Source organism: Aquimarina muelleri DSM 19832 (assembly GCF_000430665.1).
Classification (GTDB): Bacteria; Bacteroidota; Bacteroidia; order Flavobacteriales; family Flavobacteriaceae; genus Aquimarina; species Aquimarina muelleri.
In genome coordinates this window covers 69,483-86,826 of record NZ_AUML01000017.1, presented here as the reverse complement: position 1 = coordinate 86,826, position 17,344 = coordinate 69,483, and the positions used below count along the sequence as shown (strand labels likewise).

At 32.2% G+C, this 17,344-nt stretch carries 15 protein-coding genes; 9 read left to right on the top strand and 6 right to left on the bottom strand.

Annotated elements, in window-relative coordinates:
* The first annotated feature begins 184 nt into the window (after positions 1-184).
* Positions 185-1,357, top strand: coding sequence for a DUF3103 family protein (locus tag H527_RS0108530; RefSeq protein ID WP_155837838.1), 1,173 nt, complete (start codon positions 185-187; stop codon positions 1,355-1,357).
* A gap of 69 nt (positions 1,358-1,426) precedes the next feature.
* Here the strand turns inward: H527_RS0108530 and H527_RS0108525 are convergent, their stop codons facing one another.
* A complete protein-coding gene (locus H527_RS0108525; protein WP_027412317.1) occupies positions 1,427-2,380 on the bottom strand; it encodes a GSCFA domain-containing protein in 954 nt (317 codons plus the stop codon).
* A 61-nt stretch (positions 2,381-2,441) separates the two neighbouring features.
* A complete protein-coding gene (gene alaS / locus H527_RS0108520; RefSeq protein WP_027412316.1) occupies positions 2,442-5,075 on the bottom strand; it encodes an alanine--tRNA ligase in 2,634 nt (877 codons plus the stop codon).
* 206 nt (positions 5,076-5,281) lie between these two features.
* Between alaS and H527_RS0108515 the strand changes: the two genes are divergently transcribed.
* The 7 genes from H527_RS0108515 to H527_RS21715 all read left to right on the top strand — a co-directional run bounded on the left by H527_RS0108515 (position 5,282) and on the right by H527_RS21715 (position 10,417).
* Complete coding sequence (locus tag H527_RS0108515) at positions 5,282-6,259, top strand: M23 family metallopeptidase (RefSeq protein ID WP_027412315.1); 978 nt, start codon at positions 5,282-5,284, stop codon at positions 6,257-6,259.
* Positions 6,260-6,265: 6 nt separating this feature from the next.
* Positions 6,266-7,369, top strand: a complete 1,104-nt coding sequence (locus tag H527_RS0108510; protein WP_027412314.1) for a CapA family protein — start codon at positions 6,266-6,268, stop codon at positions 7,367-7,369.
* A 7-nt stretch (positions 7,370-7,376) separates the two neighbouring features.
* The gene (locus H527_RS0108505; protein WP_027412313.1) at positions 7,377-7,706 is read left to right on the top strand and encodes a MerR family transcriptional regulator; all 330 of its coding nucleotides are present in this window, start codon (positions 7,377-7,379) and stop codon (positions 7,704-7,706) included.
* Positions 7,707-7,730: 24 nt separating this feature from the next.
* Complete coding sequence (locus tag H527_RS0108500) at positions 7,731-8,333, top strand: LemA family protein (protein WP_027412312.1); 603 nt, start codon at positions 7,731-7,733, stop codon at positions 8,331-8,333.
* A complete protein-coding gene (locus H527_RS0108495) occupies positions 8,334-8,771 on the top strand; it encodes a TPM domain-containing protein (RefSeq protein WP_027412311.1) in 438 nt (145 codons plus the stop codon).
* Positions 8,772-8,773: 2 nt separating this feature from the next.
* The gene (locus H527_RS0108490) at positions 8,774-9,574 is read left to right on the top strand and encodes a TPM domain-containing protein (RefSeq protein WP_027412310.1); all 801 of its coding nucleotides are present in this window, start codon (positions 8,774-8,776) and stop codon (positions 9,572-9,574) included.
* Positions 9,575-9,823: 249 nt separating this feature from the next.
* Positions 9,824-10,417, top strand: coding sequence for a phytanoyl-CoA dioxygenase family protein (locus H527_RS21715; protein WP_308427905.1), 594 nt, complete (start codon positions 9,824-9,826; stop codon positions 10,415-10,417).
* Between the two features lie 56 nt (positions 10,418-10,473).
* Here H527_RS21715 and der read toward each other — a convergent pair whose 3' ends face one another.
* On the bottom strand, positions 10,474-11,781 hold the full coding sequence (gene der / locus H527_RS0108480) for a ribosome biogenesis GTPase Der (RefSeq protein ID WP_027412309.1): 1,308 nt from the start codon (positions 11,779-11,781) through the stop codon (positions 10,474-10,476).
* Positions 11,782-12,291: 510 nt separating this feature from the next.
* On the bottom strand, positions 12,292-13,176 hold the full coding sequence (era, locus tag H527_RS0108475; protein WP_027412308.1) for a GTPase Era: 885 nt from the start codon (positions 13,174-13,176) through the stop codon (positions 12,292-12,294).
* Positions 13,177-13,401: 225 nt separating this feature from the next.
* Between era and H527_RS0108470 the strand changes: the two genes are divergently transcribed.
* Entirely contained in the window at positions 13,402-15,408 is a 2,007-nt protein-coding gene (locus H527_RS0108470) for an OmpA family protein (RefSeq protein ID WP_229809274.1), read from the top strand.
* Between the two features lie 10 nt (positions 15,409-15,418).
* Here the strand turns inward: H527_RS0108470 and H527_RS0108465 are convergent, their stop codons facing one another.
* The gene (locus H527_RS0108465; RefSeq protein ID WP_027412306.1) at positions 15,419-16,765 is read right to left on the bottom strand and encodes an alanine/glycine:cation symporter family protein; all 1,347 of its coding nucleotides are present in this window, start codon (positions 16,763-16,765) and stop codon (positions 15,419-15,421) included.
* A 71-nt stretch (positions 16,766-16,836) separates the two neighbouring features.
* Positions 16,837-17,310: an RNA methyltransferase gene (locus H527_RS0108460; protein ID WP_027412305.1), complete on the bottom strand. Its 474-nt coding sequence runs from the start codon at positions 17,308-17,310 to the stop codon at positions 16,837-16,839.
* Positions 17,311-17,344: the final 34 nt, after the last annotated feature.

The window sequence follows — 17,344 nt, the reverse complement described above, 5'->3', positions numbered from 1 at the left end:
TTTACACTAAAAAAAGTTGTTATTATGCATGCATAATAAATATAAATAAACCAAAAAATAATAAATATTTTTTTTATGGTTTAACCATATTTCTTTTGAGTAATCAAAGCACTGTTTATCAAACATATAAAACTTTATTTTTTTACATTTAGAACACAAATTCTAAAATAAACGAATACCAATTATGAAAAAAATATTCTTACTACTAAACTTGGTTCTTATTTCATTATTACTGTCTAATTGTGAAACCGAAGAAACAATGCCTAATGAAACTAGCATTGTTACCAACAAAAACACTATTAATAAAAAAGAAATTGCCCTTGATCTAGTTAATCTACTTGCTGATCCAGAATTCGCTACTAATATCATTAGCAAATTATCTACAGATCATTCTCCTGGCATTAAATTATCTGAATTATTAAAAGAAAACTCTTTTATGTCTAGTCAAAAATCTTATCAATCTCTTAAGAAGGTTGCTGATAACGCCAATAACCAACTCAAGTTTAGCGACTTACCAGACAACATAGAGATACCAGAACTTTGGTTACAAAAACCATCTAATAAAAATGTAGATTACAAAAACCTATTAGTATCTTTTGCTCCAGAAGGAGATGAGAAATCGTGGACTGAAATTGAAGCATATACTCTAGATGGGCAATTAGTATATTTAGATGTCAAAAACACTCCAGATGCACCTGTTTTAGTTATAGAAACAAAGGGATATGAAACCTTAAAGGCAGAAGTGGATTATATGAATAAACAACTGCAGGTTTCAGGATTACAAAACAATCGTTTTGAAACTGCTAAAATGGACTTGAATCCGTCTTCTAAATCTAACGCAGGACTTGAGACCACAAAATTAGATCGCATCAAATTAAAAGATGATGAAGAGCCTTGGATTAGTGGTGCTGCTGAGATATACGCAATTACTTCTGGTATAAAAAATGCAGGCAATGACGCTGAAATCAAGATTATACCTATGTATTATTTAGATCATGATGGAACTACATATTACCCAAATCAAATCATGCTTTTCTGGGAAGATTACAAATATCAAGCTGCAAATATTCAATTATTTGAAAAAGATGACAATCATAACTATAAAGAATTAGTAAATGTTATTGTTAATGGTGTTTTTCAAATAATCGGCACCGTTTCTGGTCAACCTTGGGTAAATGTACTTGGACAGGTAGCAGGTGCAATATTACAAGCAATGCCTGACCAATGGTACACAAACAGCGATGATTATGTAGATTCCTTTTATACTATTCAAAAAAACACAACTTACACAAACCATAGAGGGGCTAGAAATAACGCAACAGTTACTCTGTCTCCGCTATTCATCCCTAGTAATTAAACCATAATTTAAATTATAAAAATAGGCTACTTTTGTAAGGTAGCCTATTTATTTTTCTTTCATTCAACATTAATACTCCCAAACCATATGAGGATATTCTATGTTTAATTGATTTTTTTTGATTTTTAATTTCTCTAAGAAAGAAGCATACTCTAAACTTTTGGTATTAAAAGGCCTATGCCTTAAACCTTTATTAACTTCTTCGACCCTACCCATTGTTTTTATAGTTTCTTCAGAAATCCATATTTTAACAAAATGCTCCCAAATATACTCTATAGCAAGCTTGCTAGGGTGAATCATATCCATATCATAAAATCTATAATCTCTAAGTTCATCCATCATAATTTCATAAGATGGAAAATAACTTAATTTTTTATACTCGTTAACAATCTGATGTATGGATGCTATTAAATGAGATTTACTCCTGTTGTTTTCTACAAAACCATCTTTGCTATGTCTAACAGGAGAAACTGTAAAAATAATTTCTACCGATGGATTAAGACTTCTAATTAAATGGATACTGTTTTGAAGACATTGGGTAACATCTTCTACAGATAACAATTCTTTCTGAAATTCTTTTTGTGGTATCTTATGACAATTCGCTACAATCATATCTAGTGATTTTAAACGATATACCCATGAAGTCCCTAAAGTTATAAAAACATGTGTAGCAGTATTAATTCTCTGTCTTGCAACAATTAATGCATTATTTAAACCCGAAAGTGTTATCTCCAAACTTTGGTTACTTAAAGAAGAGTGTGCATCAAAACAATGCCATTGTTCGTTTACCTGAAAAAGATCGGTTTCCGCATACTGTTCTCCTTGAGTAGCCATCCATAAAAAAGTTTCGATCGCCTTAGGGTGAAATAAAACTCCAAATGGATTACTCTTATTTCTAAATTTAAAATATTCAAACTTATCCCCTATATTTTCTGCAAAACAAGAACCTAAAAGTACGATTTCTGAATTATAATCTACCTTTGGTTCTTTAGTATGTAATGGTATTTTGGTTTGTAGGTTCATAAGCCCCTCCCTTCATCCCTTTCTTTAAACAAAGAAAAGATAGAGTTTTTAGTATTTAAAATCATTTTAAATATTGTTTTGCATTCTCTAATGCTTCTTCTATTCCCTTAGGATTTTTTCCTCCTGCAGTAGCAAAAAACGGTTGGCCTCCTCCTCCTCCTTGAATATATTTACCTAATTCACGAACTACTTGTCCTGCGTTTATTTTTTTTGCTTCTACTAAATTTTTAGAAATATAACATGATAATAACGCTTTCTCGTTTTGCTCTGCACCAAAGACTATAAAAACATTATCTATCTCCCCTCCTATTTCAAAGGATAAATCTTTAATTCCAGCAGCATCTAGATCTACTTTTTTCGCTAAAAAGTTAATACCATTAATTTCTTGAAATTCTGACTTAAGCTCTCCTTTTAAGTTTTTAGCTTTATCCTTAAGAAGTGCTTCTATCTGTTTTTTAAGATGAGTATTTTCCTCTTGTAACGATGTAATTGCTTTTACAGGATCATTAACATTTTTCAAAACAGCTTTTACATTATTATACGCTTCAGATTGCACCGTAAAATACTCTTTAGCGGCATCGTAAGTAATCGCTTCTATTCTGCGAATACCAGCAGCAATAGCACTTTCTGATATAATTTTAAAGTGCCATATATCTCCAGTATTCCTTACATGTGTCCCTCCACATAACTCCATTGACTCTCCAAATCGTATTGCCCTTACTGTATCTCCATATTTTTCTCCAAATAAAGCAATAGCACCTTCTGCGACTGCTTGATTGTAAGAGATATTTCGTTGTTCTTCTAACGGCAATTGCTCCTGTATTCTAGCATTCACAAAGTCCTCTACCTCTTTTAATTCCTCTGGAGAAACTTTTGCAAAATGAGAAAAATCAAAACGAAGACTACCACTATGTACCATAGATCCTTTTTGCTCTACATGAGTCCCTAAAATAGTTCTTAACGCTTGATGCATCAAATGTGTAGCGGTATGATTAGAAGCAGATCTAGACCTCTGTTTTAAATCTACTACTGCTTTTAAGGTTTCGTTTATCTGTTTGGGTAAATTTTTGGTGAAATGAATAATTAAATTATTCTCCTTTTTGGTATCTATAATATATACCACATCTCCATTAGGGACTTCTAAATATCCTTTATCTCCTACTTGACCTCCTCCTTCTGGATAAAAAGGTGTTTTATCAAATACTAATTGGTATAATTCTCCATCTTTTTTACTATCTACTTTTCTATATTGCATGATTTTTACATCAGCAGTAAGATGATCATATCCAACAAATCCTTCTGAAGAGCCTTCTTTAAGTACCTTCCAATCTCCTGCAGACACCTGAGACGCTGCTCTCGACCTATCTTTTTGTTTTTGTAATTGGATCTCAAATCCTTTTTCATCCAACTCATACCCTTGCTCCCCAAGAATTAATGCTGTTAAATCAATAGGAAAACCAAAAGTATCGTATAATTCAAACGCTTTCTCCCCAGAAACTGTATTGCCTTGTGTATTTTTAATTATATTTTCTAATAATACGAGTCCCTGATCTAATGTTCTTAAAAAGGATTGTTCTTCTTCTTTAATTACGTTAGTGATTATAGCCTTCTGTGCTTTTAATTCTGGAAAAGCAATACTCATTTGTTTCGTTAGGGTTTCTACCAATTTATAAATAAACGGTTCTTTGGTATCTAAAAAAGTAAAACCATATCGAATTGCCCTACGTAAAATCCTACGAATCACATATCCTGCTCCTGTATTACTAGGTAGTTGCCCATCTGCAATAGAAAAAGAAACCGCTCTAACATGATCTGCAATTACCCTAATTGCTACACTTACTTTACCATCTGGATTAGTTGGTAGACTATTTTTATTATATGTAGAATTGGTTATCGTCTCTATTTCTCGAATTAAAGGAGTAAATACATCGGTATCATAATTGGATTTTACACCTTGTAATACCATACATAATCTTTCGAATCCCATACCAGTATCTACATGTTGTGCTGGTAATTTCTCTAAAGATCCATTTGCTTTTCGGTTAAACTGCATAAAAACCAAATTCCAGATCTCTACTACTAATGGATGATCTTGATTTACCAAATCTTTTCCTGATTTTTTAGTTTTTTCTTCTTCAGATCGTAAATCCACATGAATCTCTGAACAAGGCCCACAAGGCCCTTGATCTCCCATCTCCCAGAAATTATCTTTTTTATTACCCATGATTATACGGTCTTCGGGTACAATAGCTTTCCAAAGATCATAGGCTTCTTTATCCATTTCAAGGTTTTCATCTTTTGCACCTTCAAAAACTGAAACGTATAAAATATCTTTATCTACACCATATACTTCTGTCAGTAATTCCCAAGCCCAATGAATAGCTTCTTTTTTAAAGTAATCTCCAAAACTCCAATTACCAAGCATTTCAAACATAGTATGGTGATAAGTATCCATACCAACTTCTTCTAAATCGTTATGTTTACCACTTACTCGTAAACATTTTTGAGTATCTGTTACTCTGTTATTTTTTGGAATACTGTTACCTAAAAAGAATTCTTTAAACTGGTTCATCCCAGCATTAGTAAACATTAAAGTTGGGTCATCCTTTATTACCATTGGTGCAGAAGACACTATATCGTGTTTTTTAGACTTAAAAAACTCTAAAAATTGATTTCTTATTTCTTGGGATTTCATGAATTTTATATTATTTCTGTTTTTCAATACAAAACTTTTAATACAATTGTAATAATCATTTTACGTTGTCTTTATAAAAGATTTTGAATCGATATTTGTCAGTTTTTTCTGAACTTTGCTACAATTTATTATATTTGTTGCGATGTCTTGGTTTTTTAACAACTACCTATTGGTTGATATCTTGCAAAAATAGCATATTTTAGATTATGTCAAAGGTTAAATATTACTATGATAGTGAGACTCTTTCTTATCGTAGAATAGAGCAAAAAAAAGGGAGGAAATTTGGTATAGCTGCGCTAGGGGTCATTGGTGCCTTTTTAGCAGGTTTTATTCTTCTTCTTGTATATCTCAACATCCCTCAATTAGAAACTCCAAAAGAAAAAGCTTATAGAAGAGAACTTGAAAACATGCAGTTTCAATACGATTTAATGAATCAAAGATTAAAACGAGATGAAACCATTTTAAAAGAAATCGCAGAACGGGACGATAACATATACCGTCTTTATTTTGGTGCTAACCCCATCCCCGAAGAGCTTCGTAATGCAGGTTTCGGAGGCGTAAACAGATATAAAAACTTAGAAGGTTTTGATAATTCTGATATAATTATAGAAAGTAGTCAACGTATAGACAAACTTACTAAGCAGATTGTAGTACAATCCAAGTCTTTAGATGAAATTGCAGCTCTAGCAGAAAAAAAGGAAGAATTGTTAGCTACTATACCAGCAATTCAACCAATCCAAAATTCTAATTTAAAACGTATGGCATCTGGTTATGGATGGAGAAGTGATCCTTTTACCAAAGCTAGAAAATTTCATTATGGTATGGATTTTTCGGCAGCCACGGGAACACCAGTTTATGCATCTGGTAATGGGGTTGTAAAACGTGCAGACGCTAATTCTTCTGGATATGGAAAACATATTCGTATTGATCATGGCTTTAATTATGTTAGTTTGTATGCACATTTAAGTAAATATAATGTAGAGGTAGGACAAAAAGTAAAACGTGGAGATGTTATCGGTTTTGTAGGAAGCACTGGTAGATCCGTTGCTCCTCACTTACATTATGAAATTTTTAAAGATGGTGAAAAAATTAATCCTAGAAATTTTTATTATGGAAGTTTAACCTCTGAAGAATTTGATGAAATGCTTAAAGCTTCTAATTTAATTAATGAAACTCTAGACTAAATCTTGATGCGTAAATTATTTATTATTGTCTTCGTTTTTGGTTTTTGTTCTTCTATCCAAGCGCAAAAATATACAAAAGAAGCACTGGACTCTATGTATACTATCGTCCAAAGTACGCAACTTAAACTTGCAAAACCAAAGCATATTAAAATTATGGCTGTTGGCGATATAATGATGGGAACCGATTTTCCTAACAAAAGTTATCTACCACCGAAAGGCAAAGGACCTTTTGATGATGTTAATTCTATTTTATCTCAAGCCGATATACTTTTTGGCAATCTAGAAGGCACATTAACCGATGAGGGTAAAAACGCTAAAAATTGCTCTGATCCATCCAAATGTTATTCTTTTAGATCTCCCGAGTATTTTGGAGAATATCTAGAAAAAGCAGGGTTTGATGTAATGAGTATTGCTAATAATCATATTGGTGATTTTGGAGCAATCGGAATAAAAAACACTTCCAAAACCCTAGAAAAACATAATATCGCGTATGCGGGCATATTTGCGCAACCATCCACTATTTTCGAAAAAAATGGAATCACTTATGGATTTTGTGCTTTTGCACCTAACAAAGATTGCTTAAAAATTCATAACTTAACCAATGCAAAAAAGATAGTAACCGAACTTAAACAAAAAGTAGATATCGTGATTGTTTCTTTTCATGGCGGAGCCGAAGGATTAAAGCACACCCATGTTCCTAGAAAAACTGAACGCTTTTATGGGGAAGATCGTGGTGATGTCTATCGTTTTGCACATACTATGATTGATGCTGGCGCAGACATTGTTTTAGGGCATGGACCTCATGTATCCAGAGCTTTTGAGATATATAAAGATAAATTTATCGCATATAGTTTAGGTAATTTCTGCACGTACTCAAGATTTAGCTTAGGTGGTATTAAAGGATATGCTCCTATTGCAGAAATCGAAATAGATACAGATGGTAACTTTAAAAAAGGTAAACTCCATTCTGCAAAACAAATAGATGAAATATATCCTTTTATGGATGACAAAAAAGGAGCTTTAAAAGCTATAAAAGCACTAACAGAAAAAGATTTTCCAGAAAGCAAGCTTATTTTTGAAGAAGACGGAAGTTTTACACAACAAAAATAATAAGTATATGTATGTAGACTTACCAAAAAAAATGTATTATGGTATCGGTGAGGTAGCAGAAGCATTTAATGTTAATGCCTCTTTGATACGCTTTTGGGAAAAAGAATTTGATATTCTAAAACCTAAAAAAAATGCAAAAGGAAATAGAAAATTTACTCCAGAGGATATTAAAAACCTCGAACTAATATATCATTTGGTAAAAGAGCGCGGTTTTACTTTAGAAGGCGCCAAGATACACCTTAAAGAACAAAAAATAGAAGCTTTAGATAGCTTTGATATGATTAGAAAACTAGAAGCTATCAAAGGACAATTACTTAAAATTAAAGAACAACTTTAAAAAACAAACACAAAATCTTAGCTTATGAAAAAGCTTTTAATACCAATATTGGTGATTGCAGGAATAATTGCGGTTCTCTATTTCTTTTTTGGAGGTCGTTATAACTCTGCCATCACGTTACAAGAAGATGCAAAAACAGCTTGGTCTAATGTAGAAAGTGCTTACCAAAGACGTAGTGATCTTATTGGTAACTTAGTTAAAACTGTACAAGGGGCTGCTGATTTTGAACGCAACACTCTAAAAGAAGTTATTGATGCTCGTTCGAAAGCTACTTCTATAAATATAGATCCTGCTAATATCACACCAGATCAAATGGCTCAGTTTCAACAAGCACAAAGTGGTTTATCCTCTGCCTTATCCAGATTACTAGTTACTGTAGAACGTTATCCAGATCTAAAATCGAATCAAAATTTTCTTAATCTACAAACACAACTAGAAGGAACTGAAAACAGAATTAATGTAGAGCGTAACCGATATAATGAAGCTGTAGGAACTTTTAATAAATACTTAAAAGTATTCCCTAATAATATTATTTTAAGTATCATGGGAAGTTTTGAAGAAATGGCAAGATTTAATGCTGAACAAGGTGCTGAAAAAGCGCCAGATGTAGATTTTGATTTTAAATAAATGTCTAAAGTAGAAGATTTTCTTAACCCAGAGCAAGAGCAACAAATTGTAGATGCTATTAGAATTGCAGAAAAAACTACCTCTGGGGAGATCAGAGTGCATCTTGAAAAACATACCGAAATAGATGTTCTTGAAAGAGCAGTAGAGGTTTTTCATTGGTTAAAAATGGACAATACTATCCAACGAAATGGAGTATTAATCTATGTAGCTGTAGAAGATCGTAGTTTTGCTATTTACGGAGACAAAGGAATTAATGCTGTGGTAAAGGAGAACTTTTGGCAAAACACTAAAGAGCTAATTCTACACCATTTTAAAGAAGCTAATTTCACAAAAGGTCTAACCGAAGGTATTCTGCTTGCCGGAAAAGAATTACAAACCTATTTTCCTTGGGATCATAACGATACTAATGAACTCTCTAATGAAATTTCAAAAGGATAGTTATGAAATTTATCAAAAACCCTATACTTCTTTTTTTATTTATATTATGTTCTTCATTATCTCTAAATGCACAAAGAAAAATCCCTTCTATACCAAAAATACAAACATCGGTATATGACGAAGCCGAAATGCTTTCTGCTTCTCAGGCAAAACTGCTAGAAGATAAACTAGTTCGATATTCAGATACAACTTCTACGCAAATTGTGATAGCCACTATTAACTCTCTACAAGGGGAGCACATTGGCTTATACGCTGCAAAGTGGGCTCACGAATGGGGAATTGGGCAAAAAAAAGAAGATAATGGAATTTTTGTTCTCGTTGCAAAAAATGACCGTAAAATTTGGATTGCTACAGGTTATGGCGTTGAAGAAAAACTAACAGATTTTACCTCAAAAACCATTATTGATCAGATTATTACTCCAGAATTTAAAACAGGAGATTTTTATGGTGGTTTAGATAAGGGAGCCGATGCTATTTTTCAGGTTTTGAATGGCACTTTTGAAGGGACTCGAAAAAACAAAAAGAAAGACATTCCTATCTTAGAGATGATCTTATTATTTGTCTTTTTTATTATTATCATAAAAGCTTTTTCTAAAAAAAATAATGGAAATAACGGAAGAGGAAATCGCGGTAACCGATCCGGAAGTGACAGTCTCTTGGACATGATTATTTTAAGTAGTCTAGGACGAGGTGGCTTTGGTGGAAGCAGCGATAGCGGTGGCAGTTTTGGTGGCGGTGGTGGCTTTGGTGGCGGATTCGGCGGTGGCGGCTTTGGTGGCGGTGGTGCTGGAGGCAGTTGGTAGAGATCTAGGGAGTTAATCTTCGATAAACTAAACTACACGCAATTATTTGATTACACCTGTGGCTCTACTTAACTATCTATTATTATCCTATATCGAGTTAAAATGAATTACAAAAGAAACAAAATAGAACTTGAAGAAAATGGATACTCTATTTTAACCGACTTGTATTCGTAGAATGAGCTAAATCAAATATTGAATTGTATATAAAATACTAAACAGGACAAAGATTCTTTTCTTAAGACAAAAGATTTGTTTGCTATTCGACAGTTAATCAAAAATATTCCAGAATTAACAGATTTACTATTTAATAAAAAACTAGCCCATCTAATCTCTGAATTTTACGAATCTGAATATTTTTTAACTAAAGCTATTTATTTCGACAAACCCAGTACATCTAATTGGTTTGTTGCTTATCATCAGGATTTAAGTATTTCAGTCGACAAAAAAGCCGATGTAGTAAATTACAAAAACTGGACTTATAAAAAAGGTCAATATGGAGTTCATCCTCCAATCAAAATTTTACAAGACACGATCACAGCACGAATTCATCTGGATGATACCGATAAAAATAATGGCGCATTGAAGGTTATTCCAAAATCACATTTACAAGGAATAGTTCGTACAGAATCTAACGATTGGGATATTAAAACTGAGCATATTTGTGAAATAAAAAAAGGTGGAGCCATGTTAATGAAACCGTTAACCCTGCATGCATCCAACAGAACAACGAGTAATAAAAGAAGACGCGTAATTCATCTAGAATTCAATAAACACAAACTTTCTAATCCTCTAAATTGGTCTGAATATTGGAATGAACAGATCAATATAAAAGATAGCATATAAATACTAAATCCAAAAACTAGTATTTATAAAAACTTACCCTTACTCCTAATATTTATCTACTTTTTCCTTAAATACACAGAAACGGGCACTCCATTAAAATTAAACTCTCTACGAAGCTGGTTTTCAAGAAAACGTCTGTATGGATCTCGTATATACTGTGGTAGATTACAAAAAAACGCAAATTGTGGTTGCGGAGTTGGCAATTGTGTAATGTATTTTATTTTTACATACTTCCCTTTGTAGGCAGGAGGCGGATTACGCTCGATTATCGGCAATAAAACATCATTAAGCTCACTTGTTTTAATCTTCTTAGATCTGTTTTTATATACTTCTACTGCGGTTTCCATTGCCTTAAATATTCTTTGTTTTGTCAATACCGAGATAAATACAATAGGTACATCTGTAAAAGGCTCTATTTCTTTACGAATATATTTTTCAAAATCTTTTAAAGTATTACTTTCCTTATCCTCAATAAGATCCCATTTGTTTACCAAAATAACAATTCCTTTACGATTGCGCTCTGCTAACCAAAATATATTTTGTACCTGTCCATCAAAACCTCTGGTAGCATCTAAAACTATGATACAAACATCGCTATGTTCGATTGCCCGAACAGATCGCATCACAGAATAAAACTCTAAATCTTCTTTTACTTTGGATTTACGACGTATCCCTGCGGTATCTACAAGATTAAATTCAAAGCCAAAACGATTATATTTGGTATCTATAGCATCTCTAGTTGTACCTGCTATATCTGTAACTATATATCGATCTTCTCCTATCAGGGCATTAATAAAAGATGATTTTCCTGCGTTTGGTCTCCCTACTACAGCAAATCTAGGCAGCTCATCTTCTTCTCTTTCTTCTTTTTCTGGCAATACTTTAACCAAATCATCTAAAAGATCTCCTGTACCACTTCCGTTAATACTAGCAATAGTATAATAATCTCCAAGCCCTAAGTTATAAAACTCTACAGCATTTTCAGCTCTCTTACCATTATCCACCTTATTTACAACAAGAAACACTGGTTTTTTAACTTTACGAAGTAATTTAGCTACATCTTCATCCATTCCTGTTATTCCTGCCTCTACATCTACCATAAAGACAATCGCATCAGCTTCATCAATCGCTAATTCTACTTGTTTGTCTATTTCAGCCTCAAAGACATCATCACTACCTTTTACGTAACCTCCAGTATCTATCAATGAAAATTCTATTCCATTCCAGTCACTCTTTCCATAATGTCTATCACGAGTTACCCCGCTAACAGCATCTACAATAGCCTCTCTTCTTTGAATCAATCTATTAAAGAAAGTTGATTTTCCTACATTAGGTCTCCCTACAATTGCTACTATACCACTCATTACTATCTATTTCTAAATTTTGTGCAAAATTAGACTTTTTATTTAAGCAATACTATACATATTTGGATTTCATTAAGAATAGTCTTAGAAAACGTTGGCAGAAAAAATAAAAAGCCCAAAGACCAATGTTTCAGGTCGATGGAGCTTTTCATAATTGATAGTCAGTCAGTGAAATAATTACTTATGTAAATATACCAAGTATTGTTACTAAGTTGGTTACTGTAAAACAACAAACTTTTTATGGATGCAGTTATAGCTGCATTTCTCGCACTATTTTACCTGTTTTTTTATTGTTTTTTTTAATACGTAAACCCTACTTGTTTCGTAGATCGAAACATTATTAGACACTTTGTAGTTATTGTAGCAAATCAAATGTTGATAGTAAATATATCCTTAACCTTATTCTAAAAATAAATTACAAACATTAATCTAATTGTTGATAATGCAACATTAATAAATAACAAACTATAAACCCTCAGTCGAAAATACTTCTGTAGTGATAAGAAAATATTATTTATTATTATACCCAAAACGTTTTAATTGACGTTCATTCGTACGCCAATTTTTATTAATCTTTACGTATAATTCTATATGTATTTTTTTTCCAAAGAATTTCTCAAGATCTTTCCTGGCCTCTGTACCTACCTTTTTTAAAGCAGATCCTTTATGACCTATAATAATTCCTTTTTGTGAATCTCGCTCTACCATAATTACTGAGCGAATCCTAATAATATCTTCATCCTCAAAAAACTCTTCGGTTTCTACTTCTACTGAATATGGTATTTCTTTTTTGTAATGTATTAGTATTTTTTCACGAATCGCTTCGTTCACAAAAAATCGTTCTGGTTTATCTGTTAATTGATCTTTTGGATAAAAAGCGGGAGATACTGGCAATAACTCTACTATTCTATCAAAAACTTCTCTTACATTAAAATTTTCAAGCGCAGATATCGGGTACATTTCTGCATTTGGCATTTTCTGTGTCCAAAACTGTACTTGCTCCTCTAATTGTTCTTGATTAGATTGATCAATTTTGTTTATTAATAAAAGAACAGGGATTTTTGCATTGGTGATTTTATTGAAAAAAGCTTCGTCTTTCAACTCTTTTTCTCCAATTTCTATCATATAAATTAATATATCTGCATCTTCAAAAGCAGTTTTTACAAAATCCATCATAGACGCCTGAAGTTCATATGCTGGTTTTATAATACCCGGAGTATCGGATAAGATTACCTGAAAATCATCTCCATTTACTATTCCTAAAATACGATGTCTTGTTGTTTGTGCTTTAGAAGTTATGATAGACAACTTCTCGCCTATAAAAGCATTCATTAATGTAGATTTACCTACATTAGGGTTGCCTATTATATTTACGAAACCAGCCTTATGAGTCATATATTAATTTTAATACAAAGGTAGATGAATAATCAAAAAGAAAATACTGGATTGTAAATAATTAAATTCGTTTTTCTTATTCTTCTATTTATTCTTAAAAAGAACTTGTAAAAAATGATTTATAAGTTAGATGTTTTTAAGGATTTTTTCATAAATTTAACTAACTGTATTAAGTTTTCAAAAACCCCGTGAAAACATTTTTATATTTTTAAAACCGGGCTTCCTTTGAAAAATTATTTTCCTACTTCTTTATGTTTAATTTCTATAAAAAACACAATTTCTTTTGTTGTTTTTCTACTAGTATCATTTAGTATAAACGCACAAAATCTTGAGAAAAAATTATCAAAAGCAGATCAAGTTTTTAAATCTTATGCATATGTAGATGCCAGAGCAATTTATCTGGATGTCGCACAAAAAGGATACTCATCTCCTAGTCTATATTCAAAATTAGCAGATTCTTTTTACTTTACAGGAAATCTCGAAGATTCTGTAGAATGGTATAAAAAATTAATACAATTATATCCCGAAGATTTAAACCCTGAATATCTTTTTAGATATGCTCAAAGTTTAAAAAGCGTAGAACGTTATAAAGAAGCAGATACAATAATGCACCAATTTTACACTATTACCAAAAATGATAAGCGGGCTAATTTTTTTGCGAAGAAAAGAGATTACTTGGACTTTATTAAGATGCAATCTGACAAATTTGAATTATATCCTCTTAATATAAACTCTAAAAACTCTGAATACTCTCCTAGTTTCAATTATCAAAATCAAATTGTTTTTGCTTCATCCAGAGAAAAAAACAACACCTTTAAGCTGCATGAATGGGATGAAATGCCGTTTCTAGATCTTTTTGCTTCAAATATTCAGGAAGATAACATTACACTTGATGATCCTGTTAAACTAAAGGGTAAAATAAATACAAGGTTTCATGAATCTTCTACTAGTTTTAGCAAAGATGGTAAAACGGTATACTTTTCTAGAAACAATTATTTAAATCATAAATTAGGAAAAAGTAAAAAAGGGGTAGTTCTATTAAAACTATATAAAGCTACTCTTCATAACGGTAGTTGGGAAAACATTACAGAACTACCTTTTTGTAGCGATGACTATTCTGTATCCCATCCTTCTTTAAGCCTAGATGGTAAAAAATTGTACTTTGCAAGTGACATGCCTGGTACTTTTGGGCAATCTGATTTGTTTGTAGTAGATATACTAGGAGACAATCAATATAGTAATCCAAAAAATTTAGGAAGTAAAATCAATACCGAAGGCAGAGAAACCTTTCCTTACATAAGTAACAATGGTACCTTATACTTTTCTAGTGATGGACACATAGGATTGGGAGGATTAGATATTTTTGTTTCTGTCCCTGATGAATATGGGTTTTCTGATTCTTATAATGTTGGCCGACCTATTAATAGCCCAAAAGATGATTTTACATTTATTCTTAATGAAGAAACAAAAATAGGATACTTTGCCAGCAATAGAAAAGGAGGTAAAGGAAACGATGATATCTATAGTTTTAAACAAACAGAAGAATTAATAACTTCTTGTATGCAATATATAGAAGGAACCATTACAAACAACACAACGGGAAATCCTCTAACAAGTGCAGACATAGTATTACTAAATAAAAATGAAGATATCATAAGGGAGATAATTTCTGATACAAACGGAAATTACAGATTCAAAGTTCCTTGTAATGAAAACTATACCCTAAAAGTAAAGTCAAAGAATTTTATGCCAAGGGATATTTTGGCAGAAACAACAGATGCTTTTGAATTTATTAATGAAATAAATATTTCACTAATAAATAAAGAGAAGTTACTATCTACTACTATAGAAATAAATGTAGGGGACGATTTAACTAAAATTTTACAATTAGAACCTATTTATTTTGGCTTAAATGATGCCATAATAACTACAGAAACAGAAGTGGAGTTGCAAAAGATAATTTCTATAATGAATAAATATCCTGATCTTAAAATAGAGGTTCGTTCCCACACCGATAGTAGATCAAGTTATTGGTATAACAAAAAATTAAGTGTACAAAGAATGAGGGCTACTGTAAAATATATTACCGAAAAAGGAGGGATTAATTGGCGACGTGTGCGAGGTAAAGCGTATGGAGAAAGAAGGTTACTCAATAAATGCACAGATGATATACCTTGTACAGAAGAAGAACATCAAGAAAACAGGAGAAGCGAGTTTATTGTAAGGAAATAAAAAAATAATATTAATACTTCTTTAGTTCCTTAAAATAAATTTTTGCTCTAGCATTTACTTTGGGAGCTAATAATAATCCAGAAATGACCGTAGGTATAGCCATTATAGCAAAAGCACTATCGATAAGATTAATTGCAAATTCTATTTTTACTACTGCTGCAACTACAATAGATACGATATATATATAATTATAGTATTTCCCGTATTTAGGTTTGGTTAAAAAGCTTAAACATGTTGTCCCGTAATACGAATAAGAAAACAATGTAGAAAACCCAAATACCAAAACCATAATCATTACAACAATATCTCCTAATCCATAAGGTAAAACCGAATTGAACGCTTCTAAAGTTAAGGATACCCCATTATCACTTGTACTTTGCCATACCCCTGTAGAAAGAATTGCCAAAGCAGTTAATGTGCATACTAACAATGTATCTATCGCAGGACCAATCATCGCTACTAATCCTTCTCTAATTGGTTCATTGGTTTTTGCAGTACCATGCATCATTGATGCTGTTCCTATACCCGCTTCATTAGAAAAAGCAGCTCTTTTAACACCAGTTTTAATTAAATACCCCAAAGCACCTCCTGCCGCAGCTTTTCCAGAAAATGCATCTGAGAAAATCAAGGTAAACATTTCTGGTATTTTTTCTATTTGTATTATTAATATAGTAATAACTGTTATAAAATAAAGCACTACCATAAAAGGAACTAATCTACTAGCTACAGCACCTATTCGTTTAATTCCACCAAAAATAACTAATGTTGTAATCGCGGCAAGGACAATCCCGATATACCACTTATCACTATCTGTCCAATCTAAAACATCTACTAATGTCTGGGTTAGTTGATTTGCAGTAAAAGCAGGAAGTGTTCCTATAAGCCCTGCCAAAGCAAACACGATTGCCAAAGGTTTCCACTGGTGACCTAAACCTTTTGTTATTACATACATCGGACCACTAAGTAATTTACCTTGATCGTCTTCAGTTCTGTACATTATAGAAAGAGAACAGGTATAAAATTTAGTTGCCATACCAATCAAGGCACTGATCCACATCCAAAAAATTGCTCCAGGTCCCCCCATAACAATTGCGACAGCTACTCCACTAATATTACCCATACCTACTGTTGCAGCTAAAGCCGATGACAAAGCTTGAAAATGAGTAAGTTGACCAGAGTCATGGGCATCATTATATTTACCACTAAGTATTCCTATGGCATGTTTAAAGTAAAAAAAGGGAGTGAACCTAGAGTAAATTAAAAAAAATAAGCCTCCACCTATAAGTAATATTAACAAAGGCCAATCCCAAATCCATGAACTAAAATTGGCAATAAAATTTTCTAAAGATTTAAACATAGACTTTAAAGGTAGTAACAATAATTATAATGTATACCATTCTATGTCTTAAGAAAAAAGATCTTAATTAATTAATCCCGATTTCTTATAAACCTAGGTTTATCAACCCCACGATCATACATAACAATACTACCAGCTACCGCTACATTGATACTTAGTTCTGATTTAAATTTTACTAAAAACTGTGATTTCTCCATAGCCATTTTCGATAACCCATGATCCTCGGCTCCTAATAAATACACACATCTTTTAGGGTGATTAAACGTTTCCAGAGATTTAGCTTCTTTAGCAAGCTCTACTCCTACCAACATTGCCCCCTTTGGTAAATGGCGATAAAAATCCTCGAAGGTATCGTAATGAAAATAAGGCATAGATTTTACTGCATTGTGAGTATCACTCGCTTGTTTTGCATATCGATTACCTATAGTAAAAATAAAACTGGCTCCCATATTTTGTGCAGAACGCCATAAAACTCCAAGATTTTCTGGTGTTTTGCCATTTTGAATACCAATTCCAAAAAACTCATTTTCGAAATTATCAATCATGAGGTAAAAATATAAAAAATCAATAATTCTAATT

Excerpts from the sequence above, each read along its gene's own strand:
- H527_RS0108500 (WP_027412312.1), top strand. The coding sequence starts at position 7,731 with ATGAAAAAGCTTTTAATACCAATATTGGTGATTGCAGGAATAATTGCG.
- H527_RS0108460 (WP_027412305.1), bottom strand. The coding sequence starts at position 17,310 with ATGATTGATAATTTCGAAAATGAGTTTTTTGGAATTGGTATTCAAAAT.
- H527_RS0108465 (WP_027412306.1), bottom strand. The coding sequence starts at position 16,765 with ATGTTTAAATCTTTAGAAAATTTTATTGCCAATTTTAGTTCATGGATT.
- alaS (WP_027412316.1), bottom strand. The coding sequence starts at position 5,075 with ATGAAATCCCAAGAAATAAGAAATCAATTTTTAGAGTTTTTTAAGTCT.
- era (WP_027412308.1), bottom strand. The coding sequence starts at position 13,176 with ATGACTCATAAGGCTGGTTTCGTAAATATAATAGGCAACCCTAATGTA.
- H527_RS0108525 (WP_027412317.1), bottom strand. The coding sequence starts at position 2,380 with ATGAACCTACAAACCAAAATACCATTACATACTAAAGAACCAAAGGTA.
- H527_RS0108530 (WP_155837838.1), top strand. The coding sequence starts at position 185 with ATGAAAAAAATATTCTTACTACTAAACTTGGTTCTTATTTCATTATTA.
- der (WP_027412309.1), bottom strand. The coding sequence starts at position 11,781 with ATGAGTGGTATAGTAGCAATTGTAGGGAGACCTAATGTAGGAAAATCA.
- H527_RS0108510 (WP_027412314.1), top strand. The coding sequence starts at position 6,266 with ATGCGTAAATTATTTATTATTGTCTTCGTTTTTGGTTTTTGTTCTTCT.
- H527_RS0108495 (WP_027412311.1), top strand. The coding sequence starts at position 8,334 with ATGTCTAAAGTAGAAGATTTTCTTAACCCAGAGCAAGAGCAACAAATT.
- H527_RS0108490 (WP_027412310.1), top strand. The coding sequence starts at position 8,774 with ATGAAATTTATCAAAAACCCTATACTTCTTTTTTTATTTATATTATGT.
- H527_RS0108515 (WP_027412315.1), top strand. The coding sequence starts at position 5,282 with ATGTCAAAGGTTAAATATTACTATGATAGTGAGACTCTTTCTTATCGT.
- H527_RS0108505 (WP_027412313.1), top strand. The coding sequence starts at position 7,377 with ATGTATGTAGACTTACCAAAAAAAATGTATTATGGTATCGGTGAGGTA.